This window comes from Pseudomonas brenneri, assembly GCF_007858285.1.
Classification (GTDB): Bacteria; Pseudomonadota; Gammaproteobacteria; order Pseudomonadales; family Pseudomonadaceae; genus Aquipseudomonas; species Aquipseudomonas brenneri.
Map to the genome: position 1 here is coordinate 55,969 of NZ_VFIL01000016.1, position 22,446 is coordinate 78,414.

The following is a 22,446-nucleotide window of genomic DNA, read 5'->3' on the forward strand; positions in this document are numbered from 1 at the left end:
GCGTCATATACGCGTCCCGGCTCTTTAAGAGATTTGTCGAATGACCCTGAAGACCATCGAAGGTACCTTCATCGCCCCCAAAGGCCGCTACGCCCTGGTGGTTGGCCGCTTCAACAGCTTCGTGGTTGAAAGCCTGGTAAGCGGTGCCGTGGACGCCCTGGTTCGCCACGGTGTGAGCGAAAGCGATATCACGATTATCCGTGCCCCTGGCGCCTTCGAAATTCCACTGGTTGCGCAGAAAGTTGCCCAGCAAGGCGAATACGCAGCAATCATCGCCCTGGGCGCAGTCATTCGTGGCGGTACTCCGCACTTCGAATACGTGGCTGGCGAGTGCACCAAGGGCCTGGCCCAGGTGTCCATGGAGTTCGGCGTGCCAGTGGCCTTCGGCGTACTGACCGTTGATTCCATCGAACAAGCCATCGAGCGTTCCGGCACCAAGGCCGGCAACAAAGGCGCTGAAGCTGCCCTGTCCGCCCTGGAAATGGTCAGCCTGCTGTCGCAGTTGGAGGCCAAGTGATTTCCGACGAGAGCGATCGTTTCAACCCACGCGAGCCACGTCCTGCGGACGCCGGCAAGCCATCGAAGAACGAAAAGCGCCGCGCTGCCCGTCAGTTGGCGACCCAGGCGTTGTATCAGCGTCAGATGGCGGGTACTTCGCTGAACGAAATCGAAGCGCAGTTCCGTGTCGACAACGACTTTACCTTCGCCGACCTGCCGTACTTCCACGATATCCTGCACGGCGTGCATGCCAACCTGAGCGAGATCGACACGGCCCTGGCACCTTGCCTGGACCTGACCCTCGAAGAGCTGGACCCGGTTGAACTGTGCGTGATGCGCCTGTCCACCTGGGAGCTGCTCAAGCGCGTCGACGTGCCGTATCGCGTTGTGATCAACGAAGGTATCGAACTGGCGAAAGTCTACGGTTCGACCGACGGTCACAAGTTCGTCAACGGCGTGCTCGACAAGCTGGCCCCGCGCCTGCGTGAAGCCGAAGTGAAGGCGTACAAGCGCTAACCTGCGCTTGACTCCCTGATGGGCGAGTTCGAGCTGATCCGCACCTACTTCGCCGCCGCGCCCTGTGCGCAAGGCGGCGAAGGCATTGCCCTGGGGATCGGCGACGACTGCGCCCTGCTGGCGGTTCCCCCAGGGGAGCAACTGGCGATCTCTACTGATACATTGGTGGCCGGCGTGCATTTTGCCGACCCCTGCGATCCGTTCCTGCTCGGCCAGCGCTCGCTGGCGGTGGCAGTCAGTGACTTGGCAGCCATGGGCGCCAACCCCCTCGCGTTTACCCTTGCGCTTACCACACCGACGGTTTCGGCCGATTGGTTGCAACGTTATGCCCAGGGTTTGAACGCCATGGCCCAGCGCTGTGGCGTGGGCCTGGTGGGCGGTGATACCACCCGCGGGCCGCTGAGCCTGACCGTCACCGTGTTTGGTCGTGTCCCGGCGGGCCAGGCGCTGACTCGCAGCGGTGCGCAGCCGGGCGACTTGCTGTGTGTGGGTGGCGACCTGGGCAATGCCGCCGGCGCCTTGCCGTTGGTATTGGGGCAGCGCAGCGCTGACGCGGTTATCGCCCAGCCGCTGCTGGCACATTACTGGTCGCCGCAACCGCAGTTGGCCTTGGGCCTGGCGTTGCGTGGCAAGGCTACGTCAGCATTGGATATCTCCGACGGCCTGCTGGCTGATTGCGGGCATATCGCCAAGGCTTCTGCCGCGCGGCTGGTGATTGAGTGGCAACGGCTGCCGCTGTCTGTAGCGCTGCTGGCCTTCCTGGGCGATGACGGGGCCCATGCAGCCGCCTTGAGTGGTGGTGACGATTACGTGCTGGCCTTCACCTTGCCACCCGGCGAGCTGGAGCCGTTGCTGGCCGACGGTTGGCCGGTCCATGTGGTTGGGCGCGTGGAGGCGGGGTCGGGCGTGGCATTGCTCGATGCCGCCGGGCAGGACATCACCCCGGCCGTTGGTGGCTATCAGCATTTTCGTCAGGCACCGTGACGTGGTGACCTACGCTACCCTTTGCTAGGTTGTGAAAAAGATGGGCTTTCACAGGAGGTCGTCATCATGGATGTACGTCGCTGGCTGCTGATCCTGCTGTGTATCGTTGCGTCTTCAGTGCGGGCTGATGAGATGCAGGTCGTGCCTGGGCCGATTCGCCTGGTCAGTGAAACCTGGAACGACTACACCAACGCCGATGGCAGTGGCTTGGGTTGGGACCTGATGCGCGAAATTTTCGAGCCGGCCGGGATCAAGGTCAAGATCCGCAGCGTGCCCTACACCCGTTCGGTCGGCCTGGTCCGGCGTGGCGAAGCGGACGCCTGGGTCGGTTCCTATCGGGATGAAACCGAAGGCGTGTTATACGCGCGCAGGCACTATGACTCTGATCACATCTACGCCCTGGGACTTGCGAGCAGCCAGGCGCCGACCCTGGCGACCCTGGGCAATTACCGTTTGGCCTGGGTACGCGGCTACAAGTACGAGGAATACCTGCCCAATATTCACCGTTTCAACCAGATCGAGCGCCGCAGCGGGATTTTGCCGATGCTCCAGCAAGGGCGGGCAGACTTCTATATCGACGCCTTGACCGAGGTAAAACACGTGGTTGGCCAAGCGTCTGATCCGTCGGTGTTCAAGCTCACCCATGTGGCCGAGCTGCCATTGTTCCTGGGGTTTGCTGACAACGAGCGGGGCAGGGCGCTGCTGGCGCTGTTTGACCAGCGCATGGAGGTCCTGGTGAAAAGCGGCGAGTTGAAGCCGATCTTCGAACGTTGGCACCAGCCCTATCCGTTCTGACCAGCATGCCTTTATGTAGGAGCGAGCTTGCTCGCGAAGAACCAGAGAACACCGCGATTATCCTGCATGCACGCGTTATCGTTGACGTCCTTCGCGAGCAAGCTCGTTCCTACATCAAAAGATGAGCATTCATAGAACCAAGGCAAAGGCCAATCGAACCTATTGATCTTTATCAGCGATAATTCAGCTTAAGCGTCTGTAGGAACGTGCTGTTACAATGCCCGCCTCTGTGAAATCTGAAATCAGGAGCACACGGTGCCCGTCGTTTTCGTTGCTGCTTCCAAGCTGCCTACCCCTTTTGCCACGTTCACCATGCATGGCTTTCTTGAAAAAGCCTCCGGGCGCGAACATGTCGTGCTCAGCCTGGGTGATGTGGCCGATGGTGCTCCGGTCCTGGGCCGCCTGCACTCCGAGTGCCTGACCGGCGACGCATTGTTCAGCCAGCGCTGCGACTGCGGTTCGCAACTGGAAGCCGCCTTGCAAGCCATCGCCCGTGAAGGCCGTGGCGTGTTGCTGTATCTGCGTCAGGAAGGCCGTGGCATTGGCCTGCTGAACAAGATTCGCGCCTACGAACTGCAAGACGGCGGCGCCGATACCGTGGAAGCCAACGAGCGCCTGGGCTTTGCCGCCGATCAGCGCGACTACGCCATCTGCCTGCCGATGCTTGAGCATCTTGGTGTGCAGTCCCTGCGCCTGATGACCAACAATCCGCGCAAGGTCAAGGCCATGACCGACATGGGCATCACCGTCGCCGAGCGCGTGCCGCTGCACACCGGGCATAACCCGCACAACAAACTCTACCTGGCGACCAAGGCCAGCAAGCTCGACCACATGATGGGCAACGAGCATCAGGGCGAGGTCGACCGGGCGTGACGCGCGGCCAGGTCAAGCGGCGGCTGTCCTTCAGTTGGTGGCAGTACCTGGCGCTGGCGTTGCTGCCGTTGTTCGTGATCAACCTGGTATTTGGCCAGGGTGAGCCGCTGTTGCCGGTGCTGGCGATGCCGTTCTTTATCGCCGGTGTCGCCTCGATGTTTGCCAGCCTGCGTTACTTCCATGCCTACAAACACGCGTTGATCGCCACCTCCAAGGCCCTCGATACACCTGAAGAACCGACCGCCTGGATCACCCTTGCAGCCCGTCGACGCACGGCATTGCTGGTCGCGGCGTTTCCGGCCTGGGTCGGTGCGCTGGCGGTGTTCGTCGGTCTGGAAGCGGTGCCGCTGTTTCTCCTGGCCTTGTCGACCCTGGTGCTGTTCTACCTCTACCGCATTCCGCGTCAGCTCGGTTGATGCGTTGCTGGCTGGTGGTTCTGCTGCTGGCCGCCAGCGCGTCGGCAACGGCGGTCGAGCGGGTGGTCAGCCTCGCGCCTTCCTTGTCTGAAATCTCCGTTGAACTGGGTGCTGCCGATCTGTTGGTGGGCGTACTCGACGGCGGCGAACGACCTGAAGCACTGCGCAACGTGCCTTCGGTGGGGCGCTATGGGCAGTTGGATCTGGAGCGACTGCTCAGCCTGCAGCCGGACTTGCTGCTGCTCTGGCCCGGCAGCGTCGGCCCCGCCCAGCGCGAGCAACTCAAACGCCTGAACATCCCGATCTACGTTGCCGAGCCCCATAGCCTTGAACAACTGAGCAGTCAGGTGGAAGCCATCGCCGGGCAGTTGGGCCGTGCCGATGCCGGTCGCCAATTGGCCGCGCAACTGCGCCAACGCTTGGCTGCGTTGCGCCAGCGCTATCACCGCAGCGAGCCGTTGCGGGTGTTCTATCAGGTGTGGAATCAGCCGCTGTACACCGTGGGCGGTGGGCAGATCATCAGCGATGCGTTAAGTGTGTGCGGCGCACGCAATGTGTTTGATGACCTCAAGTTGCCAGCGCCACAGGTCAGCATCGAGTCGGTGTTGCAGCGTGATCCCGAGGTGATCCTGGCGGCGGATCAAGCGCAGTTGCAGGACTGGAAGGCTTGGCCGCAAGTGGCGGCGGTGGCGCAAGGGCGTTTGCTGATCGTGCCGGATAAAGGGCTGGAGCGGCCCAGTGGGCAAATGGTGGAGGCGGTGGCGAGGTTGTGTCAGGTGATTGAGCCGAACCGCTAAGACCGCTATCGCTGGCTTGCCTGCGATGGCGTCGCCCCAGACAACTTTAGAGCTGCGGCGTCCATGTCACGCCAACCATCCACGTCCGGCCCTCTTCCCGATACGGTTGGTTATTCTGGAAGCCCGGATCGTCATAGCTGTACCACGCCCGTGTATAGCGGCGGTCCAGTAGGTTATCCACCTTCAGCGACAACGCCACTTCCCGATTCAGCGCCCAGCCACTGCGCAATCCCACCAGGTAATAGCCCGGGAGCCGGTTTTTGTTGTCCTCGGCGTCGTAGCTGCTGCTGATTGCCTGCCAACTGGCGCCCAGGCTCAACTGATCGAACTGCCGATCCAGGTCCAGGTTCAAGGTGCGCCGGGCACGGCGGGCGAGGGTGTGGCCGCTGTTGCGGTCGCGTGGGTCGATGATCGACAGGCCGAGGTTGCCCTGCCAGCCGAACAGCTCCTGTTTGAGTGCGGCTTCGAAGCCGTTGATGCGGGCGGTGGCGACGTTTTGTGGCTTGCCGCTGGCGTCGAGGATGATCGCGTCTCTCAGATCAGTGCGGTACAGCGAGGCTTCCAGCTGCGTGCTATCACTGAGCTGGCTGCGCCATTGCAGTTCGTAGCTTTTCGAGGTTTCGGGCTGTAGGTCAGGGTTGCTGTACTGAGTGTCGGGGTAGTACAGATCATTGAACGTCGGCGCACGAAACCCTTCGCTGTAGCTGAACAGCACGTCGTTGTTGGGGTTGACCGGCAAGGTCAGCGTGCCGCTCCAACTGTTCTGCCCGCCGAACTGCTGGTTCTGGTCGCGGCGCAGCCCCAGTTCGGTGGAAAACCACTCGCCCTTGAATCGATGCTGGATAAATGCGGCGCGGTTCCAGCGGCTGTTTTCGTTGTACGTAGTGCTGCCGTGAAAACGGTCTTCATACCAATCGCCGCCGAGGATCAGGCTGTTTTGCTGGTCGAGTGTCAGGTCGTTCTGCCAGTTGATCGAGTCGCGGTAGGTGTTGAACACGCTGAAGTCAGCGCTGAGCTTGTCACGTTTGGTGTCGCGGTTTTCGCTGTGGCCCAGCTCTACACGACTCTGCCATACCTCGTTGAGTTGGGCGTCGATATAGGCACTGGCGCTGCTGACGGTGTAGTCGGTATAGGGCTTCTGCCCGAAACTTTGTTTAATGACATCGTCGTAGCGTCCAGCGCTGTTGTCATATTCAGACTTGCCACGGCTATCCAGCAAGTTGAACCCCATCTCCAGTTCATCACTGAACCTATGACTGAGGTTCAGGCTCAGCGACTTGTTGCGATAGGCATCATGATCGCGATCGCTGGGGAAGGAGGCGTGACTCCAGTCGATACCGGCGGTTTCATCCAGGCTCGCGCCCAGGTTGAAGCGCGTGCGCTCATCGCCGCCCGACAGGCCCAGGCTGCGCTCCCAGGTGTGGTTGCTGCCAAAGCCCAGTTTCAGGCGCGGTTGCAGGCCTTGTCCGGCATTGCGACGGGTAAATACCTGAATCACCCCACCGATGGCGTCACTGCCGTAAATCACCGAGCGCGATCCGCGCAGCACTTCCACCCGTTCAATCTGATCGACATTCAGGTATTGCAGGCCGCTGTCGCCGGACGTGGTATTGGCAATGCGCTGGCCATCCACCAGCACCAGGCTTTGCGCCGACTTGGTGCCGCGCATGAAAATCCCCGGCAAACTGCCTCGGCCACCGGTCCGCGCCACTTGCACGCCGGGCACGCGGCTGAGCAGGTCGGTGAGGCTGGAGGGTTGCAGGCGGTCGATATCGTCGCGGGTGAAGACCGTGTTGGCGGCGCTGCTGTCATTGCGCGCCTGGACCTGGCGGTTGGCGCTGATCACCACATCGGGGAGCTTCAGGGCGTCATCGCGTTCAAAGCTGTCGGCCAGCAGGTCGGTGGCGGGGAGCAGCAGCAGGGATAGGGCAAGGCGAAGGCTGCTCATGGGCTGTCCATAGCGTTGGAAGTTGACACAGTACCCATGTGGGAGCGGGCTTGCTCGCGAATGCGGTATGTCAGTATCAAATGTGCTGACTGATACACCGCATTCGCGAGCAAGCCCGCTCCCACATTTTGCTCAGTGTTACAGGCCCAGCAGTGTCATGCGCGCACGCACCGCAGCCTCAATCCCCGCTTCATCCAGCCCACACTCGGCCAGCATCTGCGCCGGCTTGGCGTGTTCGACATAAATGTCCGGCAAACCCAGGTGCAGCACCGACTTGAGGATATTCTCCCGCGCCAGGAACTCGCTGACCGCCGCACCGGCGCCGCCCATGATGGCGTTTTCTTCAACGGTTACCAGCAACTCATGGCTGCTGGCGATTTCGCGCACCAGGGCTTCGTCCAGAGGTTTGACGAAACGCATGTCGATCACAGTGGCGTTGATGTTCTGCGCCACTTTCAGGGCTTCGGCCAGTTGCACGCCGAACACCAGGAATGCGGTCTTGCTGCCCTGGCGACGGACGATGCCCTTGCCGATCTCGATCGGTTCCAGGTCTTTCTCGATCACCGCATTCGGGCCATTGCCACGGGGGTAGCGTACCGCTGCCGGGCCGTTGTACAGGTGCCCGGTGCTGAGCATCTTGCGCAGCTCGTTCTCGTCGCTCGGGGTCATCACCAGCATGCCGGGGATGCAGCGCAAGTACGACAGGTCGTAGCTGCCAGCGTGGGTCGGGCCGTCTTCGCCGACCAGACCGGCGCGGTCGATGGCGAACAGCACGTCGAGGTTCTGCACCGCCACATCGTGAATAAGCTGGTCATAACCGCGTTGCAGGAACGTGGAGTAGATCGCCACCACCGGCTTGGCGCCTTCGCAGGCCATGCCGGCGGCAAAGGTCACCGCATGTTGCTCGGCAATCGCTACATCGAAGTAACGCAGCGGGAAACGCTCGCTGAACGCCACCAGGTCGGAGCCTTCCTTCATCGCCGGGGTAATGCCTACCAGGCGCGGGTCGGCGGCGGCCATGTCGCACAGCCATTCGCCAAACACACCGGAGTACTTCGGCCCGCTGGCCTTTTTGGGTGCCGCCACGGGCGCGTCCAGCGGTTCGAGCTTGGTGATGGCGTGGTAACCAATCGGGTCGACTTCCGCCGGGGCGAAGCCTTTGCCTTTCTTGGTGACGATATGCAGGAACTGCGGGCCCTTGAGGTCACGCATGTTGCGCAGGGTGGCGATCAGGGTCGGCAGGTCGTGGCCGTCGATCGGGCCGATATAGTTCCAGCCCAATTCTTCGAACAGGGTGCCGGGGACCAGCATGCCCTTGGCGTACTCTTCGGTACGGCGGGCAATTTCCCACGCGCCTGGCAGGCGCGACAGCACTTTCTTGCTGCCTTCGCGCATGCTGGCGTAGGTACGGCTGGACAGAATCTTTGCCAGGTAATTGGACAGGCCGCCGACATTGCGCGAGATCGACATGTCGTTGTCGTTGAGGATCACCAGCATATTGGCATCCACTTCCGGCGCATGGTTCAACGCTTCGAACGCCATGCCGGCTGTCAGCGCGCCATCACCGATCACGGCAATTGCCTTGCGATCGCTGTTTTGCAGGCGGGCGGCAATCGCCATGCCCAGGGCTGCGCTGATCGAGGTGCTGGAATGGCCGACGCCAAAGGTGTCGTACTCGCTCTCGGCGCGGCGCGGGAAGGCGGCAATGCCATCCTTCTGGCGCAAAGTGGCCATGCGCTCGCGGCGTCCGGTGAGGATTTTATGCGGATACGCCTGGTGCCCCACGTCCCACACCAGCCGGTCGTCCGGGGTGTCGAATACGTAATGCAACGCGATGGTCAGCTCGATGACGCCCAGGCCTGCACCAAAATGCCCACCGGTCTGGCCGACCGTGTAGAGCAATTCCAGGCGCAACTCATCGGCCAGGGTTTCCAGCTCGGCTTCACCCAGGCGGCGCAAGCCGGCCGGCGTGTTGGCACGGTCCAGCAGAGGCGTGGTCGGGCGCTTGCGGGGAATCTCTTGAAACGTCGTGGGCATCAGGCGAATCGTTATAGGTATAGAAGAGGCGGCAGTTTACCTCAAGCATTGCAAACTGCCCACGCAGAGCACCGAACTTGGCTGATAGGCGGCCGTAATGACCGCTGTAATCAGTGGCGACGTTCGACGATATACCGCGCCAGGTCGCGTAGCGGCGCGGCTGCCGCGTCGAATGGTCGCAGGGCGTCCAGGGCCTGGTCACGCAGTTCCAGGGCATAGGCCTTGGCGGCTTCCAGCCCGAGCAACGACGGATAGGTCGGTTTGTCCCGGGCAATATCGGCGCCCTGGCGCTTGCCGAGGGTCGCGGTGTCGCTTTCTACGTCGAGAATATCGTCCTGCACCTGGAACGCCAGGCCGATGGCCCGGGCATACACCTGCAAGGCGGCCAACTGCGCCGCTTCGGCGCGGCCACTGGCCAGGGCGCCGAGGTGTACGGCTGCCTCGATCAGTGCGCCGGTCTTGTGCCGGTGCATATATTCCAGGGCTTGCTGGTCCAGCTTGAGGCCGACCGAACCCAAGTCAATCGCCTGGCCCCCGACCATACCCGCCGGGCCCGCTGCCGTGGCCAACGCGGTGACCATGCGCAAACGGATCTGGGCATTGACGTCGCTCAAGCGTGGGTCGAGCAAGGCGCTGAACGCCAGGCTTTGCAGGCCGTCACCGGCGAGGATCGCACAGGCTTCGTCAAAGGCCTTGTGGGTGGTGGGCTGGCCGCGACGCAGATCGTCATCGTCCATCGCTGGCAAATCGTCGTGTACCAGCGAGTAGGCGTGAATCAACTCCACTGCACACGCCGCGCCATTGGCTTGCGCGGCGTCCACACCCAGCGCCTCACAGGCCGCGTAGGCGAGCAACGGCCGCACACGCTTGCCACCGTTCATCACGCTGTAGCGCATGGCTTCATACAGACGCTTGAGTTCGGGGCTTGGCGCCACAAACAGCGGCTCCAGCGCAGCATTGACCCGGGCCTGGCTGCTGGCCTGATAAACGTCGATCATTGCGGTTGTTCCGCGTCGAAAGGTTCTTCGGCCAACTCCCCATCCCGCTCCAGCAACACTTGGACCTTCTGCTCCGCCTGCGCCAGCGCGCTCTGGCAATCGCGAGTCAGGCCAATGCCTTGCTCGAATGCCGTCAACGAGTCTTCCAGCGACAACTCGCCGTTCTCCAGCCGCTCGACCAGGGTTTGCAGATCGGCGAGGGATTGTTCGAAATCGAGTGCAACTTTTTTGCGGGCCATGGCGGCTATTCCGGTTGACGGTAAACGGGCGCGACACTAGCAGATAGGGGGGGGAGGGGCAAATAAGGGGCGCTTGAGCACGCCCTGCAAAACCAATGAGGCGACCTGCTGAATTAGGTGTTGAGGACGGTGCCCGTTTCCACCAACCGCGCAAATGGGCACTGGCCCTGGGCCTGCTCCAGGCTGCCCTCAAACGCCACCAGCCCGGCATGCACCTGTTGCAGGGCTGTAATCTGCGTCATCAATTCGACCTTTTTTTGCGCAATCGCCTGGTTGGCGCGCTGCCATGGCAGCTCGTCGCCACGGTGTCCGTGCAAAATCCCCTGCAACTCCTTGAGCTTGAAGCCCAACAGCTGCGCACACTTGATAAACGTCAGCAGCTCAACGCTCTGCGCCGAGTACACCCGATACCGCCCCTCGCGTTGCGGGGGCGGCAGCAGGCCGATGTCCTCGTAGTGACGAATCGCCTTGATTGTCGTGCCTGACAACTGCGCGGCTTTACCGATGTACATGCAGATCCTTTCCTAAAAGAGTGTGCCGGCCTTCTTCAGCCACTTGTCGCGCTGCGCCGCCGTAGAGCCCAGTAGCGGGCCGAACATCACTGTCTTGATCGGCTTGATGCCACAAAACTCAAGGGTGGTCTTACGCATCTGGTGGATGCCGGGCATGTGGTAGAACCAGCGGTAATACCACGCGGGTGTGTCCATGGTCACCAGCAGGTGGGCGGTTCGGCCTTTCAAGAGCTTGTCGGGGAACGCCTTGCCCTTGCGGTATTTGAAGGCGAAGCCGGCGAGGAAAATCCGCTCGATAAACCCCTTCAACAAGGCCGGAACGCCGCCCCACCAGATAGGGAAGACGAACGTCAGATGTGTCGCCCAGAGTATGTCGGATTGGGCGCCGAGCAAGTCGGGCTCCAGGGGTTGGGCTTGGTGATAGGCGTGGTGCAGGATCGGGTCGAAAACCAGCTCGCCAAGGTGCAGGATGCGGACTTCATGGCCGGCGGCCTTGGCCGATTGGAGGTAGGTCTCGGCGAGTGCCGAGCAGAAGCTGGTGCTGGAGGAGTGGCCGAGGATGACCAGGATGCGCTGAACCACGGGGAAAGCCCTGAGGGAAATGATGCCCAGCGTAGGGTCTGCCGTATAGGGGAGAGTCAAGGGCAATGGCTTTCTAGTCGGCGGTGGTGGCCTCAGCTCCCACGGTGAGTCTGCCGATACTCACCCGGCGGCACGCCGGTGCGGCTCTTGAAGGTGCGGTGGAACGAGCGTGGTTCGGTGAAACCCAGGTATTGGGCGATGTCCTGGATCGGCAGGTCGCTGTGCAGCAGGTAGTGCTCGGCCAGTTCCTGGCGCAGGTCGTCGAGGATCTGCTGGTAGGACGTACCGGCCTGTTGCAACTGGCGCTGCAAGGTGCGCACCGACATGGCGAACTGCTCGGCCACCTGTTCCTTGCGCGGCAGGCCTTCCTTGAGCAACTGGCGCAGGGCGTTCTTCACCCGTAGCGCCAGGGTCGAATCGTCCAGCGAGGCCATCAGGGCCAGGGCATGTTCCTCCAGGGTGCGCAGCAATTGCGCATCGGCCTGGCGCAGGGGCGTTTGCAGGTAACTCAACGGCGCCACCAAGGCCGAGCAGGATTGCTCGAATAACACCGGGCAACCGAAGAAGTCCTCGTATTGGCTCAGTTGCGCGCCTTCCGGCAACGGGTGTTCGAGCAGCACCTGGCTGGGCGACAGCTCGGTGTCGGCGATCCAGCGTGCATACACCAGCCAGGACGCCAGCACGTTCTCGACCATATGCCGACGGATCCGTGGCTGCTGGTGGCGGCAGTTCCAAATCAGCCGCACCTGCTCACCGACCATCTCCGCGCGGCTGGTGCCCATGTCACCCACCAGCTTTTCGAACGGCATGATGCGGTTCATCGCCTCGCCCAGGGTGGCGCAGTTCATGGTGATGTAACCCAGCACGCTCCACGAGTTAGGCAACACGAACCGTGCCGAATTGAGCCCGAACAACAGGTCCCCGGAATGTTCGCAGAAATACTCCAGCAGGCGTTCGTGGGCTTCCACGGGCAGGCGCAGGCTGTTGTCGTCCAGTTGGCCGGCCGTGATCCCGGCCGCCGCCAGGGCGGGGGCGGTCGCCACGCCAAGGTGTTCGGCATGGCGCAGGTATTTCAGCAGAGGAGGGACTGAGGTCGAGCCGAGTGTCTGCATGATTGGGTTCCTGGCGGGGGTGTTGCCGGCGGCATTACCTTGCGCGCTTCGATGGCTGGCAAGGTAATTTGAAACCGTGGCTAAAGTAAATGCTCCCGTGGCGACATCGGGTAATGGGCCGATTGACCCAATTGGCTACTCCATTTGTCCTGATGCGACCGTGACAGCTTGCGCCGGCTGATTAGTATGGGTGGACTGAAAATCACACGATCTGCTGGGAGAAACACGCATGCGACGCTGGAACGGCTGGGGCGAAGAAACCACGCAGATGGAGATGCCGGCCCATGGGGCGGCGTTCTTGCGCGAGCGACTGGGCGAGGGTCACACCCTGCCTGACGCCAGCCTGGACAGCGCCCTGGCCCGGGTTCCCGCCTCGCGCCTGGCGCCCCATCCGCTTTACAGCATCGAGCCCCGTGACCGCCTGATGCATGCCCGGGGCCAGAGCCTGCCGGACTGGCTGGCCCTGCGTGAAGGTGTTCTGGGCCAGTACCCGGATGCAGTGGCCCTGCCGGAAAGCGTCGAGCAGATCCGCCAGTTGCTGGCCCTGGCCGACAGTGCCGACCTGTGCCTGATTCCCTATGGCGGTGGCACCTCGGTGGCCGGGCATATCAACCCGCCGGCGTCCTTGCGTCCGGTGCTGACGGTGTCCCTGGCACACATGGGCCGCCTGCTCGACCTGGACGAGCAAAGCCTGATCGCCACCTTCGGCCCTGGCGCCAGTGGCCCCCAGGTGGAGAGCCAGTTGCGGGCCAAAGGCTACACCCTGGGGCACTTCCCGCAGTCCTGGGAACTGTCGACCCTGGGTGGCTGGGTGGCCAGCCGCTCCAGCGGCCAGCAATCGCTGCGCTACGGGCGGATCGAGCAACTGTTCGCCGGTGGCACCCTGGAGACGTTCGCCGGGCCGCTGGAGATCCCGACCTTCCCGGCTTCGGCCGCCGGCCCCGACCTGCGGGAAGTGGTGCTGGGCAGTGAAGGGCGCTTCGGCATCATTTCCGAGGTCAAGGTGCGGGTCAGTGCGCTGCCCGAGGATGAGCGCTTCTATGGCGTGTTCCTGCCGGACTGGCCCCGTGCCCTACAGGCTATCCGGCAATTGGTGCAGGCACGGGTGCCGCTGTCGATGCTGCGCCTGTCCAATGCCATGGAAACCCAGACCCAACTGGCGCTGGCCGGCCACCCCAACCAAATCGCCTGGCTGGAACGCTACCTGGCGCTACGCGGGGCTGGCGAGGGCAAATGCCTGCTGACCTTCGGGGTCACCGGCAATCGTCGGCAGAATGCCCTGTCGTTGCGCCAGGCGCGCCAGCATCTGAAGGCCTTTGGCGGCGTGTTCACTGGCACCCTGCTGGGCAAGAAATGGCAACAGAACCGCTTTCGCTTCCCCTACCTGCGGGAGAACCTCTGGCAGGCCGGCTACGTGGTCGACACCCTGGAGACTGCGACCGATTGGTGCCATGTCGACGGCTTGCTGCACGCTATCGAGGCCAGCCTGCGCGACTGCCTGGCGGCCGAGGGCGAGCGGGTCCATGTGTTCACCCATCTATCCCATGTCTATGGCGAAGGGTCGAGCATCTACACCAGCTATGTGTTCCGCCCGGCGGCAGACTACCCGGCCACCCTCGAACGCTGGAAGGCCCTGAAGCAGGCGGCCAGCCGCACCATCGTCGAAAACCACGGCACCATCAGCCACCAGCATGGCGTGGGCAAGGACCATGCGCCCTACCTGCCGAGGGAAAAGGGCGAATTGGCGATGGCTGCGCTGCACAGCCTGAGCCGGCATTTTGACCCGGCCGGGCGCCTCAACCCCGGCACGCTGCTGGAAGACTAGGCCCATGAGCAATGACTGGAATGCCCAATGGCGCGAAGCCGTGCTGCCGCAACTGGCGAGGGAAACCTGGGACCTGATCGTGATCGGTGGCGGCATCAGTGGCGCCGGGATCCTGCGCGAGGCGGCCCGGCGCGGCTGGCGCTGCCTGCTGCTGGAGCAGCGGGACTTTGCCTGGGGCACTTCCAGCCGCTCGTCGAAAATGGTCCATGGTGGCCTGCGCTACATCGCTAAGGGCCAGTGGCGCCTGGCCCGTGATTCGGTGCGCGAGCGCCAACGCTTGATGGGCGAGGCACCGGGGTTGGTAGACCCCATGAGTTTCCTGATGCCGCACTATCGCGGCGGGTTCCCCGGGCCACGGGTATTCGGCGGTTTGCTGCGCTTGTATGACGCGCTGGCCGGTTGTCGCAGCCGCCAGTTCCATAAACCTGCACAACTGCGCTATCTGGCACCGGGCCTGAAGGAGCCAGGACTGCTGGGTGCCTCGCAGTTTCGCGATGCGCTGACCGACGATGCGCGGCTGGTCATGCGCGTGTTGGCCGAGGCCCGTGCCGATGGTGCCTGGGTGCTCAATGGCCTGCGGGTGCGCCAGGTGTTGCGCGACGGCGAGCGTGTGTGTGGGGTCGAGGTCGAGGACACTGAGGGCGGCGCGGTTATGCAAGTGCGCTGCGCGGTGCTGGCGGTGGCCACCGGAGCCTGGGCTGAGCGCCTGCAACCGGGCGGCGGGCAGCGCCAGTTGCGGCCCTTGCGTGGCAGTCACTTGTTGTTGCCGGGCTGGCGCTTGCCGGTGGCCCATGCCTTCAGTTTCATGCATCGGCGCGACGGCCGTCCGGTGTTTGTCTTTCCGTGGGAAGGGGCCACGGTGGTGGGCACCACCGACCTGGATCACCGCGAGGATCTGGACCTTGGTGCGAGCATCACCTGTGAGGAACTCGACTACTTGCTGGAGGCTTGCGCCCAGCCATTTCCCCAAGCCCAGGTGACGGCGGCGGACGTGCTGTGTACCTGGTCCGGGGTGCGCCCGGTGGTGGGCGCCGCCGACTCCCAGGCCAAGCCATCGAATGAAACCCGCGAGCACGTGCTGTGGCAGGAGCCCGGCTGCGTGACCCTGGCGGGAGGCAAGTTGACCACCTTCCGGCCCCAGGCCATCGAGGTGCTGCGGGCCTGTGCCGGGATGCTCGGCAAACCCCTGGAGGATGACGGCGCGCCGGTGTTCCAGGCCGTACCGTTGCAGGCGATCCCCGGGCTGAGCGACGCCGGCGTGCGGCGCCTGGCCGGGCGTCATGGCCGCGATCTGCCGCGCCTGGCCAGCTTGATACGCACCTTGGGCAGCGATTGCGTCGGGGCCAGCGATACCTTGTGGGCGGAGCTGGCGTTTGCCGCCGAGACCGAGATGGTTTTGCACCTGGACGACCTGTTGTTGCGGCGCACTCGCCTCGGCCTGCTATTGGCCGAAGGCGCGGCCCACTACCTGGCGGACATCCGCCGGCTGTGCCAGCCGCGCCTGGGCTGGGACGACGCGCGCTGGGAACAGGAACAGCAGCGTTACCTGCAACTTTGGCAACGTCATCACAGCGTACCCTGCGCCTCGATCTGAAGAGAGCTTCATGAAAAAAGAGAGCTTCGTGGATAACAACACCCCCGGCAAAGACTATGTGCTGGCGATCGACAATGGCACCCAGAGTGTCCGCGCGCTGTTGTTCGACCTGCAGGGCAACCTGCTGGGCAAAGGCAAGGTCGAGTTGCAGGCCTACTACTCCAGCCAGCCCGGCTGGGCCGAGCAGGACCCGGATTATTACTGGCGCAAACTGGGGGAAGCCTGCCAGCAGTTGTGGGCGCAGACCGGCATCGACCGCAGTCTGATCCGCGGCGTGTCCCTGACCACCCAGCGCGGCACGTTGATCAATGTCGATGCCCAGGGTCAGGCGTTGCGGCCGGCCATCCTTTGGCTCGACCAGCGCCAGTGCGAGCCGAAGGGCGGGATCAAGGGGCCCTGGGGCTGGCTGTTCAAGCTGATTGGCGCCCAGGCCACGGTGGACTACTTTCGCGCCCAGGCCGAGGCCAACTGGATCGCCCAGCATCAGCCGGATATCTGGGCGGCCACTGACAAGTTCCTGCTGCTCTCGGGGTTTCTCAGCCATCGCCTGACCGGCCGTTTTGTCGACTCGGTGGGCTGTTGCGTGGGCTACTTGCCCTTCGACTTCAAACACCTGCGCTGGGCCGCGCCCCGGGACTGGAAATGGCAGGCCCTGGCGGTGCGGGCGGAGCAACTGCCGAGCCTGTACAAACCGGGGGAAGAGCTGGGCCGCATCACCGCCGAGGCCAGCCGCCATACCGGGATCCCGGAGGGGTTGCCACTGATTGCCGCCGGCTCCGACAAGGCTTGCGAGGTGCTTGGTTCCGGCGTGGTGGAGGCAACGACCGCGTGTCTGTCCTATGGCACCACGGCGACCATTACCACTACTCGCTCGCGCTATCTGGAGATTGTCCCGCTGATCCCGCCTTACCCGGCGGCGATCCCTGATCACTACAACTGCGAAGTGATGATCTATCGCGGCTACTGGATGGTCAGTTGGTTCAAGAACGAGTTCGGCCTGCGGGAAATGCAGCAGGCCCGCGAGCAGGGCCTGGAACCGGAGCAGCTGTTTGATGCGCTGGTCAACGCGGTGCCGCCCGGGTCCATGGGCCTGACCCTGCAGCCCTACTGGTCGCCGGGTATCCGTGAACCCGGGGTGGAGGCCAAGGGGGCGATGATCGGCTTTGGCGATGTGCACACCCGGGCGCATATCTACCGGGCGATTCTTGAGGGCCTGGCCTATGCGCTGCGCCAGGGCAAGGAGCGTATCGAGCGCCGTTCGAAAACCCCGATCAAGCGCCTGCGCGTGGCCGGTGGCGGCTCCCAGAGCGACGCGGCGATGCAACTCACCGCGGATATCTTTGGCCTGCCCGCCGAGCGCCCCCATGTGTTCGAGGCGTCCGGGCTGGGGGCGGCGATTGCCTGTGCCGTGGGGCTTGGGCTGTACCCGGATTTTGATACGGCCATCGCCGCCATGACCCGCACCGCTGAAGTCTTCATGCCCCAGCCTGAGGCGCAACAGATGTACGACCGCTTGTACCGCGAGGTCTACCTGCACATGTATCGCCAGCTCAAGCCGCTGTACCAGAGCATCCGCGAGATCACCGGCTACCCGGCGTAGACCCCCTGTAGGAGCGAGCTTGCTCGCGAAGAACTTGATGCAAGCACGCGTTATCGTTGACGTCCTTCGCGAGCAAGCTCGCTCCTACAGGGGCATTAGACCCCGCTACGTGGCGCTATTGGAGAGTCTTTTTGGCAAGATCGGACAGTGTCGGGGTATACCCGGATTGTTAGGCTGAACGCATCTACAACAAGAGCGTAAAGCCATGAAGTTGCCGTCGTTGCTGCTGTGCCTGGGGCTGTGGAGTCTGTCGCCCGGGGTCGGCGCATGGTCCAATCACAGCGTGGGCAGCTACCTGGCCCTGCAAGACTTGCCGGCGTTGCACGAGGCGCCAAAGGTGCAGGTCGAGTCCCTTGAGCAGTTTCTTTCCCAGCAATACCCTGGCCTTGTGGCCCTGTTGGACGAGCAGGAAAACTTCGCCCGCAGCCACTTTCCCGATTACCCGCCGCGCCCCGACAACCTGCGCCTGACGCCGCAGCCCGGGGCCGATCTGCGTCGCGACTTCCTCATGGCCCTGCGGGTCAATCCACAGATCCATCTGGCCCAGGTGATCCAGTCCATGACCGGCGAAGACCTGGCGGGCCGCCGGCAACTCAAGGCCGCCGCCGTGATGGTCGAACAGACCCTCTCACCGTGGAATCGCCAGCGCTTTATCCAGTTGCAGCCAGGGCAGGAGGTCACGCCGCTGGCGGTGCTGGCGACGGCCGCCGACGAGCCGGACTACGGCCACGATATCAACTTGTTCAGCGACAACCCGGGTGACGTCGGCGCGTTGTATGGCTTCGGCGAGCAGTCGTTTGGCGACGCGCGTTTCCAGTACAGCTCCCAGGCGCCGTTCCATATGGGCTTCTTCCACGAGAGCGCGGTGGTGTATGCCGCAGCGCCGTTCCTGCTGCGCAACTGGCCGGATTGGCGGGCCTACCAGTACTTCGGCCTGGCGCGTTTTGCCTTCGCCAATGGCCATCCCTACTGGGGCTATCGCTTCCTGGGCTGGGGCATGCACTACCTGCAGGACCTGACCCAGCCCTATCACGCCACCACGCTGCCGGGTGACGACCTGACCAGCATGCTGCTGATGGAAGGCAAGGCCCTGGCCGGCTATGACAGCGACAAACAGGCGGCAATCGAACGTGTCGCCACACGCCACAACGAAGTGGAGCGCTACCAATTCGCCTGGCTACGTCACCTGCTGCTGACGGGGGCGAGCAACCCGATGCTGGCGGCCTACGCCGACACCACCCAGGACGCTGCTTACCCCGCCTATTCGGTGGACTACCTGCGCCAGGTGGTCAGCGCCGAGGCGGATGCCCAGGCGGTGGTGTTCGACGAGGCCATCGGCCAGTGGTTGGCCACGCCCGGGGCGACCCAGAGCTTCAGTGCCGGCAACCAGTTGCCCGCCGAACGCTACGACCATGCCCGGCTCAACGAGCAGTTGGTGCAGTTGTTGCGCCACTTCGGCGCCCACAGTCGCAACTACGTCCGGGCCGGCCTCGACCGCCCGGCGCCGGCGCAGTGAAACAACAGAACATCGCAGTGCAATAACAACAAGAAAGATTGCAGGGGAGAGACGGCAATGAGCACAACAGTGCGCGCGCAAGGCTCGGGATCCGAGGGTAAATGGTCCATCAAATCCACTGGGGCGGGTGTCGGCCTGATGGGCCTGCTGCAACTGTGCAGCGGTGGGAACGTGGAGGCCATGGAGTTCAGCCTGCTGGACAAGCAGGTCACCGGCTCGTTCGACAGTACCCTGTCTTATGGGCGCCTGTGGCGGGTCCAGGGGCGCGACAAGGGCAACGACGACGTCAACACCAACGATGGCAATCGCAACTTCGATACCGGACTGGTTTCCGAGGTGTACAAGATCACTTCGGAGCTGGAAGCCAACTACCAGAACTACGGATTGTTCGTGCGTGGCACGGCGTTCTATGACACCCAGATCATGGACAAGCGCAACGACTACTACCGCAACAACAGCCCGTCGCAACCCAGCCAGAGCCATCCCCAGGATGACCACTTCACCGACCAGACCCGGGATATTGCCGGCAGCCGCGTGGAGATACTCGACTCCTACGTCTATGGCAACTGGGACGTTGGCCAGATGCCCCTGACTGCCCGACTGGGGCGCCAGGTATTCAACTGGGGCGAGGGCATCTTCTATCGCGGCGGGGTCAACACCACCAACCCGGTGGACGCGGCCAAATACCGCCTGCCGGGCGCCGAGGTCAAGGAAGTGCTGATGCCGGTGGAAGCCATCAGCTTCAATATCGGCTTGAGCGACAACCTGTCGATGGAGAGTTTCTACCAGTGGAACTGGAAGGAGACACGCATCGATCCGGTCGGCACCTTCTACTCCCAGAGCGACCTGTTCGCCGATGGCGGCCGCACCGGCTACAACAACTTCACCGGCAGCGCCCTCGACACCCCGACGCCCATCGGCGGCAACGTCATCGGCCTGTACGATGCGCTGGGCAACAACCCGATGCTCGGAGGCATGCTGCGCAGCACCGGGCTCTACGCCAACGGTATGACCCCGGCCTACGGCAACACCCTCAAGGTGGCGTCGATCGGCAAGGACTACAACGCGCGCAACGATGGTCAGTTCGGCTTCGCCTTCCGTTATATCGCCGAGGAGCTCAACAGCACCGAGTTCGGCCTGTACCTGGTCAACTACCATGCCAAGGAGCCGACCATCGCCGCTGACCTGGCGGGCTATAAAGGCATCGACATGGCGGCACTGACCAGCATGCTGTCGTCGGTGGCCGGCAGCCAGGCGGCGGCCTTGGCCAATGGTTTGGCGACGGTGGATGTGATGGGCAACATCCAGGCCCACCGGCGTTATGCCGAAGACATCCGCATGTACGGCTTCAGTTTCAACACCACCCTGGGCAATGCCTCGGTGTTCGGCGAGCTGGCCTACCGGCCGAACCTGCCGATCGGCATCGCCGCCACCAACGACCTGATCGGCGACCTGGCCAATGGTGCCGGCGCAGCGGCGGGCGGGCAGTTCATCAATGTCGGCGGGCAGATGGTCAACCTCGACAGCCAGATCAACAACGCCGAGCGGGTCGAGGCTTTCAACACCTCGGTGGGCAGCATCTACAACTTCGGTCCGGGCCTGAGCTTCGACTCGTTGTTCGGGGTCTTCGAACTGGCTTCCGAGCACCTGCGCGGCAGCAGCCTGAAGTACCAGGCCTACGATGGCAGTACCCGCTACTACGCGGGTAGCGGCAACACGTCCTACGTCTCTGGTGGTGATCGTGATGATCAGGTGAACCGTGATTCCTACAGCTATACGGTGATGTTCAACGGTACCTGGAACGACGTGTACGCCGGGATCAACCTGTCGCCTTACGTGGTCTACAAGGACGACTTCAAAGGCAACTCCTATCAGGCCGGCAACTATATCGAGGGGCGCAAGGCTTACACCCTGGGGCTCAAGGCCAACTACCAGAACAAGCTGGAAGCTGAGCTGCAATACACCGAGTTCTTTGGTGGCGGGCAGAACAACGTTATCCGCGACCGCGACAACATCGGTTTCAACCTCAAGTACTTCCTGTAAGCCGCTGTCCGCCCTGGTTCTTTGGAGATTTGCCATGTTTCAGACACATCGAATACTCACCGCCAGCCTGGCGCTGGCCCTCGGCCTGGCTGCTGGCAATGCGCTTGCTGCGCTCTCGCCCCAAGATGCGCAACAGCTCAAGTCCCAGCTCACACCCTTCGGCGCCGAGCGCGCGGGCAATGCCGCCGGCACCATCCCGACCTGGGAGGGCGGCATCACCCAGGCGCCCAAGGGTTATGAAAAGGGCAAGCACCACATCGACCCTTTTGCCGGCGACAAACCGCTGTTCACCATCACCAAGGCCAACCTGGAACAGTACAAGACCAACCTGACGGCGGGCGAAATCGCCTTGTTCAACAGCTACCCCGACAGCTTCCAGATGCCCATCTACCCGAGCCGGCGCTCCGGCTCGGCGCCGCAGTGGGTGTATGACAACACCTTCAAGAACGCCACCAGCGCCAAGCTGCTGGACGGCGGCACCGGCTTCGCCGATGCTTTTGGCGGCGTGCCGTTCCCCATTCCGCAAAACGGCGTGGAAGCGCTGTGGAACCACATCACCCGCTATCGCGGCACCTATGTGGTCCGCCGCGCCTCGGAGGCGCCCGTGCAGCGTAATGGCAGCTTCGCCCTGGTCACGGCGCAGCAAGAAGGGCTGTTCAACTACTATCGCCAGGGCGGGCAATACGCCGACCTGAAAAACATCCTGTTCTACTACCTGACCTTCGTAAAAAGCCCGGCCCGCCTGGCCGGTGGCGCGACCCTGGTGCACGAGACCCTCGACCAGATCAAAGACGCCCGCCAAGCCTGGATCTACGACGCCGGCCAACGCCGCGTACGCCGCGCGCCGAACCTGGCCTACGACACACCGATCTCATCCTCCGATGGCCTGCGCACGGCGGACGACACCGACATGTTCAACGGCTCGCCGGATCGCTACGACTGGAAACTGCTGGGCAAGAAAGAAATCTACATCCCCTACAACAACTACAAAGTTGCCAGCGCCGACGTGAAATACGCCGACCTGCTCAAAGTCGGCCACCTCAACCCGCAATACACCCGCTACGAACTGCACCGCGTGTGGGTAGTCGAAGGCACCCTCAAACCAACGGCGCGGCACCTGTACTCCAAACGCGTGCTGTACCTCGATGAAGACAGCTGGGGCGCAGCGGTGGTCGATCAGTACGACGGCCGTGGCGAACTGTGGCGGGTGTCGATGGCCTACTTGAAAAACTTCTACGATTTGCCAACTACCTGGAGTGCATTGGACGTGTTCCATGACCTGCAGGCACGGCGGTATTACGTACAGAACCTGGATAATGAAGAGCCACAGACGGTGGATTTTGGTCAGGCGATTCCGGAGGATTCTTACTTTATGCCGGCGGGGTTGCGGTTGCGCGGGACTCGGTAGGGCTGTTGTTGTTACTTAGGTCGCGAGAGCTGTGCTTGAGGGTGCGGCTCTTGGTTTTTCGTTGGGAATAACTAAAGCCCTGGAATAGTTTGGTTAGCAGGGGGCTTTTAGATGGGATTAGGTTTTGGGGGCATTAAAAAGCCGGCTTGTGGC

19 protein-coding genes and 1 pseudogene are annotated in these 22,446 nt (G+C 62.9%); 13 read left to right on the forward strand and 7 right to left on the reverse strand.

What is annotated here, in order from left to right; all coding sequences use genetic code 11:
* Positions 1-40: 40 nt before the first annotated feature.
* From ribH to FJD34_RS26035, 7 genes are all read left to right on the forward strand, one after another.
* A complete protein-coding gene (gene ribH, locus FJD34_RS26005) occupies positions 41-517 on the forward strand; it encodes a 6,7-dimethyl-8-ribityllumazine synthase (RefSeq protein ID WP_003176356.1) in 477 nt (158 codons plus the stop codon).
* Positions 514-1,014: a transcription antitermination factor NusB gene (nusB, locus tag FJD34_RS26010; RefSeq protein WP_029299437.1), complete on the forward strand. Its 501-nt coding sequence runs from the start codon at positions 514-516 to the stop codon at positions 1,012-1,014. Before ribH ends, nusB begins: the two co-directional genes overlap by 4 nt.
* Before the next feature lie 18 nt (positions 1,015-1,032).
* Positions 1,033-1,998 (forward strand): thiamine-phosphate kinase, encoded by a 966-nt coding sequence (gene thiL / locus FJD34_RS26015; protein WP_090292176.1) that lies wholly within the window; start codon positions 1,033-1,035, stop codon positions 1,996-1,998.
* A gap of 66 nt (positions 1,999-2,064) precedes the next feature.
* Positions 2,065-2,793: a substrate-binding periplasmic protein gene (locus tag FJD34_RS26020; RefSeq protein ID WP_065942776.1), complete on the forward strand. Its 729-nt coding sequence runs from the start codon at positions 2,065-2,067 to the stop codon at positions 2,791-2,793.
* Positions 2,794-3,048: 255 nt separating this feature from the next.
* A complete protein-coding gene (gene ribA, locus FJD34_RS26025) occupies positions 3,049-3,666 on the forward strand; it encodes a GTP cyclohydrolase II (protein WP_032861645.1) in 618 nt (205 codons plus the stop codon).
* Positions 3,663-4,082: a hypothetical protein gene (locus FJD34_RS26030; protein WP_032861647.1), complete on the forward strand. Its 420-nt coding sequence runs from the start codon at positions 3,663-3,665 to the stop codon at positions 4,080-4,082. Before ribA ends, FJD34_RS26030 begins: the two co-directional genes overlap by 4 nt.
* On the forward strand, positions 4,082-4,879 hold the full coding sequence (locus FJD34_RS26035) for a cobalamin-binding protein (RefSeq protein WP_090292174.1): 798 nt from the start codon (positions 4,082-4,084) through the stop codon (positions 4,877-4,879). Before FJD34_RS26030 ends, FJD34_RS26035 begins: the two co-directional genes overlap by 1 nt.
* 46 nt (positions 4,880-4,925) lie before the next feature.
* Here FJD34_RS26035 and FJD34_RS26040 read toward each other — a convergent pair whose 3' ends face one another.
* From FJD34_RS26040 to gliR, 7 genes and pseudogenes are all read right to left on the reverse strand, one after another.
* Entirely contained in the window at positions 4,926-6,827 is a 1,902-nt protein-coding gene (locus tag FJD34_RS26040; RefSeq protein ID WP_032861649.1) for a TonB-dependent receptor domain-containing protein, read from the reverse strand.
* 138 nt (positions 6,828-6,965) lie between these two features.
* A complete protein-coding gene (dxs, locus tag FJD34_RS26045) occupies positions 6,966-8,864 on the reverse strand; it encodes a 1-deoxy-D-xylulose-5-phosphate synthase (RefSeq protein WP_090292172.1) in 1,899 nt (632 codons plus the stop codon).
* Between the two features lie 110 nt (positions 8,865-8,974).
* On the reverse strand, positions 8,975-9,862 hold the full coding sequence (ispA, locus tag FJD34_RS26050; RefSeq protein ID WP_032861652.1) for a (2E,6E)-farnesyl diphosphate synthase: 888 nt from the start codon (positions 9,860-9,862) through the stop codon (positions 8,975-8,977).
* A complete protein-coding gene (locus tag FJD34_RS26055) occupies positions 9,859-10,101 on the reverse strand; it encodes an exodeoxyribonuclease VII small subunit (protein WP_032861653.1) in 243 nt (80 codons plus the stop codon). Before FJD34_RS26055 ends, ispA begins: the two co-directional genes overlap by 4 nt.
* Positions 10,102-10,214: 113 nt before the next feature.
* The gene (locus tag FJD34_RS26060; protein WP_032861655.1) at positions 10,215-10,613 is read right to left on the reverse strand and encodes a MerR family transcriptional regulator; all 399 of its coding nucleotides are present in this window, start codon (positions 10,611-10,613) and stop codon (positions 10,215-10,217) included.
* A pseudogene (locus tag FJD34_RS26065) lies at positions 10,600-11,195 on the reverse strand (NAD(P)H-dependent oxidoreductase). The gene FJD34_RS26060 and the pseudogene FJD34_RS26065 overlap by 14 nt, the downstream one beginning before the upstream one ends.
* A 92-nt stretch (positions 11,196-11,287) precedes the next feature.
* Positions 11,288-12,307 (reverse strand): AraC family transcriptional regulator GliR, encoded by a 1,020-nt coding sequence (gene gliR / locus FJD34_RS26070; protein ID WP_090292171.1) that lies wholly within the window; start codon positions 12,305-12,307, stop codon positions 11,288-11,290.
* Positions 12,308-12,536: 229 nt separating this feature from the next.
* Here gliR and FJD34_RS26075 point away from each other — a divergent pair, with 229 nt between their 5' ends.
* The 6 genes from FJD34_RS26075 (at position 12,537) to FJD34_RS26100 (ending at position 22,293) form a co-directional block, all read left to right on the forward strand.
* A complete protein-coding gene (locus tag FJD34_RS26075; protein ID WP_090292169.1) occupies positions 12,537-14,132 on the forward strand; it encodes an FAD-binding oxidoreductase in 1,596 nt (531 codons plus the stop codon).
* Between the two features lie 4 nt (positions 14,133-14,136).
* Positions 14,137-15,726 carry a glycerol-3-phosphate dehydrogenase/oxidase gene (locus FJD34_RS26080; RefSeq protein WP_090292167.1) on the forward strand — a complete coding sequence of 530 codons (1,590 nt, stop codon included), beginning with the start codon at positions 14,137-14,139 and terminating at the stop codon, positions 15,724-15,726.
* A 10-nt stretch (positions 15,727-15,736) separates the two neighbouring features.
* Entirely contained in the window at positions 15,737-17,326 is a 1,590-nt protein-coding gene (locus FJD34_RS26085; protein ID WP_050593406.1) for an FGGY-family carbohydrate kinase, read from the forward strand.
* Positions 17,327-17,531: 205 nt separating this feature from the next.
* Complete coding sequence (locus FJD34_RS26090) at positions 17,532-18,842, forward strand: phospholipase (protein WP_090292165.1); 1,311 nt, start codon at positions 17,532-17,534, stop codon at positions 18,840-18,842.
* A gap of 138 nt (positions 18,843-18,980) precedes the next feature.
* Complete coding sequence (locus FJD34_RS26095; RefSeq protein ID WP_167360834.1) at positions 18,981-20,885, forward strand: DUF1302 domain-containing protein; 1,905 nt, start codon at positions 18,981-18,983, stop codon at positions 20,883-20,885.
* A 34-nt stretch (positions 20,886-20,919) separates the two neighbouring features.
* Positions 20,920-22,293: a DUF1329 domain-containing protein gene (locus FJD34_RS26100; RefSeq protein WP_090292161.1), complete on the forward strand. Its 1,374-nt coding sequence runs from the start codon at positions 20,920-20,922 to the stop codon at positions 22,291-22,293.
* Positions 22,294-22,446 lie beyond the last annotated feature (153 nt).

Coding starts and splice junctions, on each gene's coding strand:
- ribH (WP_003176356.1), top strand. CDS start 41: ATGACCCTGAAGACCATCGAAGGTACCTTCATCGCCCCCAAAGGCCGC.
- thiL (WP_090292176.1), top strand. CDS start 1,033: ATGGGCGAGTTCGAGCTGATCCGCACCTACTTCGCCGCCGCGCCCTGT.
- FJD34_RS26020 (WP_065942776.1), top strand. CDS start 2,065: ATGGATGTACGTCGCTGGCTGCTGATCCTGCTGTGTATCGTTGCGTCT.
- FJD34_RS26035 (WP_090292174.1), top strand. CDS start 4,082: ATGCGTTGCTGGCTGGTGGTTCTGCTGCTGGCCGCCAGCGCGTCGGCA.
- FJD34_RS26040 (WP_032861649.1), bottom strand. CDS start 6,827: ATGAGCAGCCTTCGCCTTGCCCTATCCCTGCTGCTGCTCCCCGCCACC.
- dxs (WP_090292172.1), bottom strand. CDS start 8,864: ATGCCCACGACGTTTCAAGAGATTCCCCGCAAGCGCCCGACCACGCCT.
- ispA (WP_032861652.1), bottom strand. CDS start 9,862: ATGATCGACGTTTATCAGGCCAGCAGCCAGGCCCGGGTCAATGCTGCG.
- FJD34_RS26055 (WP_032861653.1), bottom strand. CDS start 10,101: ATGGCCCGCAAAAAAGTTGCACTCGATTTCGAACAATCCCTCGCCGAT.
- FJD34_RS26060 (WP_032861655.1), bottom strand. CDS start 10,613: ATGTACATCGGTAAAGCCGCGCAGTTGTCAGGCACGACAATCAAGGCG.
- gliR (WP_090292171.1), bottom strand. CDS start 12,307: ATGCAGACACTCGGCTCGACCTCAGTCCCTCCTCTGCTGAAATACCTG.
- FJD34_RS26075 (WP_090292169.1), top strand. CDS start 12,537: ATGCGACGCTGGAACGGCTGGGGCGAAGAAACCACGCAGATGGAGATG.
- FJD34_RS26080 (WP_090292167.1), top strand. CDS start 14,137: ATGAGCAATGACTGGAATGCCCAATGGCGCGAAGCCGTGCTGCCGCAA.
- FJD34_RS26085 (WP_050593406.1), top strand. CDS start 15,737: ATGAAAAAAGAGAGCTTCGTGGATAACAACACCCCCGGCAAAGACTAT.
- FJD34_RS26090 (WP_090292165.1), top strand. CDS start 17,532: ATGAAGTTGCCGTCGTTGCTGCTGTGCCTGGGGCTGTGGAGTCTGTCG.
- FJD34_RS26095 (WP_167360834.1), top strand. CDS start 18,981: ATGGGCCTGCTGCAACTGTGCAGCGGTGGGAACGTGGAGGCCATGGAG.
- FJD34_RS26100 (WP_090292161.1), top strand. CDS start 20,920: ATGTTTCAGACACATCGAATACTCACCGCCAGCCTGGCGCTGGCCCTC.